Source organism: Holospora undulata HU1, assembly GCF_000388175.3.
GTDB classification, from domain to species: Bacteria; Pseudomonadota; Alphaproteobacteria; order Holosporales; family Holosporaceae; genus Holospora; species Holospora undulata_A.
The window spans coordinates 1-2,808 of the sequence record NZ_ARPM03000044.1 but is presented as its reverse complement, the minus strand read 5'-3'; the positions used below and the strand labels follow the sequence as shown (position 1 = coordinate 2,808).

Sequence of the window (2,808 nt, the reverse complement as noted above, 5' to 3'; positions counted from 1 at the left end):
TCTAACAGCTGGTACGAGGCAATTGATATTCTGTGTTCCAAACTTCCAATTGGTGCCATCGAGCATTAAATGCATGTTAGGAACTTGCTCCCAAATGCTTGATATCAAGGCTTTTGAGAAGAGTCCAGAATCAATTAACTTGTCCTTTTAAAAAAACGCCTGACGCGTTCAAGCTTGGATTTTATTGAAGGTGAAGCGTTCATCTTATGGATCAGCGCAGGATGCTGAACATTTCGCTGATCGATCATACTAAGTACGAAGGTTCATTTGCATTAAACATTGTTGTTTATTTTTAATAAAATAGCCTCTCTTTCGGATCTTTAAAAGCCCCTTCAAAAAAGTGAGGGGGAGTATGTGAGTATACATTAAAAATTCTGTGTAATTATGCTTTTATAATATTTTGTATCGAACAGAAATAAAGAAATTTAACTACAGAATAAATCATAGACATTATTTTTTTTAATTTATTTTTTTATCTTAACTTTTATCATTTTTAACACTGTTCATTAATGTTTAAATGTTTATGCAAAAATTTCTCAAAAATTTAATATAATAATGTTAACATAAATTGTTAATTAAACTGAGATTTAAAAATATTGTGCTGATATTAAAAAAAATACACTAAAATAAGTGATTTTTTTATAACAAACACCGTATTTATAAAAAAAATTTTATGGAGGTTTTGTATGTCTCAGATAGAAGGTCAATCCCCCCCAAACGCACTTAGTTTAAGTCAAGAGCTTACACAAAGTTACGAAGATTTGAATTTTACCCTGTATAGCCCTGGGGTCTTTAAAGGAGTATGGCGCTTTTTTAAAACATTTGTAAAACTATTTTTGATTTATATTATTTTCGCAATATTTATAGTATTTTTTTGTCTCTGTGCAGAATCGATTGTCTATTTGTTTTTTTTAAAAACAATACAGATGATAAACGAAAATTTGAATCAAAATTTTTATGTTGCACTTATAGTTGAATCATTTGCCTTATGTGTAACAACCGGAAGTGTTATTTTGATTCTCTGGTGGACTAATTACAAATTTTCCAAAACGCATTGCCTGGTAAAATATTTTTACAAATTTTTCTTAATATTTAACAAAGCCTTATTTTATATAGCAACGCCTCTAGTGGCTGCTTCAGCCTTAAGTCTGGGCTATCTTAGTCTAAAGTCGAATGTAAGAATAGAAGAAATTATTTTTGCTCTATTTTTGGGATTTACAAGTACGATCATTTTTATGTTCCTAAGCTTTTTGCTGTACAGACCTTTGTTTAGAACAGATAAGGGTACAAAATTTTCTTCTTCTGTGAAAGATAGAATTACTCAAGAATTAGAAAAAATCCCAAAAAATATGTTACAGGAATCCTGGATTAGTTCTTTTTTTTATGCAATGGTTAATAGAATTATTTCTGCTTTTTTCATTTTTCCTTATACGTTTTCGTTTATTTTGATTGCAGTAATTTCTTTTGTTTCTATAAAATTAAATTTTTTACTTCTACTTTCGTTTTTTATTGTTTCTGGGCTATTTCTTCTTCCTTTTTGGATTCATCGGTATTACCCAAAAGGAATCGTTTCTTTTATTCACAAATTAAGTTGCGCAAATATGGTTCAGTTTTTTTTCCCTACACTGTTTTTCATAAAAATAATCGCTTTTTTTTCTCTTTCTATCGAAAGAACAAAAAAGTTTTCATTTATTAATTTTTCGAAGTCAACTTTTTTTGAATATTTTCACATAGAATCCTTAAAATATTCCAGCCTTGAAAGTCTTGAATATTTTTTAATTTACGACATAGTGTTTTCGTTTCTATTATTTTACGTAACAGTAAAAATTTATCGAAAAGCGCTAAATATCATGCCTAAAAAATAATTTCATACCTTTGAAATTTTATTTTGACAATAGGCGAGCAAATGCTCTTATTAAACACACTTTTTATACATAAAAAATTACGTTTTATGCGCGAATAAACCCACGGGGGCTGCCCCGTGAATGTAGAGCCCTCCATATCTTCGTGGAAGAATGCAGGTCATGCAGATCCGAAAATAAGGCAACTGTGTCGATCAATGTGAATATCATCTTGTAATCGTTAGTAAATAATAGACAAAATATATTTAACGCGGCCAGTTTTGAATATTTTAAGGATATTATGAGGCAAGTTAAAAAAAGGCATACCCGAGGTTCAAATACTAACGATGAACCATGATAAAGCCCCTATAAAATCGATTAGTGGGCGATTACTGAAGCACAAATTTGAGTATACAGCCAAGATCACGTAAAAAAATTATGTTAAATATATTTTAAATTGATAAAACTCTCATCAGCTGATTTCAGCTTTAGCACTTTTTTAAGCAATTGAACTAAATATTTCATCTTTTTTTCAAGTTTTGAAAGACATTCTAGCTTAATTTATTTTCGTTGTACATGGTTTTTTTATCTGACTTTCGCTATATGAGAAAGGCCTACTGGGGGGGGATGGAATATGGTCAGATAGATATTTTGTGTCAACAATTGGGATTAATGAAGCAGTTATACCAAATCAAACTGAAAGTTTTGGACTAATGCGTTGAAAATTGTCATTGACGCGCTCGACAAGATCCATAGCGATGTTGTCTCAGGTTTGGTCGAAAAATTGCAGCATACTCTTGCAAAACTCTTTGGCAGAGACGAAAAATCAATTGTTGTGCACATGTTCATTCTTTGATGGGGGCAGGTTGGGGCTGGAAATAATGCACCTCAATCCCTCTTTCTTTTGCTGCTTTTTGGGTGTCTTTGCTTGTAGTCTAAGGTCCTTGATCCGGTGAACGTTAGGCGT

At 31.2% G+C, this 2,808-nt stretch carries 2 protein-coding genes; both read left to right on the top strand.

What is annotated here, in order from left to right; all coding sequences use genetic code 11:
• The first annotated feature begins 686 nt into the window (after positions 1 to 686).
• Complete coding sequence (locus tag K737_RS00570; RefSeq protein WP_006288298.1) at positions 687 to 1,865, top strand: hypothetical protein; 1,179 nt, start codon at positions 687 to 689, stop codon at positions 1,863 to 1,865.
• Positions 1,866 to 2,559: 694 nt separating this feature from the next.
• On the top strand, positions 2,560 to 2,697 hold the full coding sequence (locus K737_RS10205; protein ID WP_162471404.1) for a hypothetical protein: 138 nt from the start codon (positions 2,560 to 2,562) through the stop codon (positions 2,695 to 2,697).
• Positions 2,698 to 2,808 lie beyond the last annotated feature (111 nt).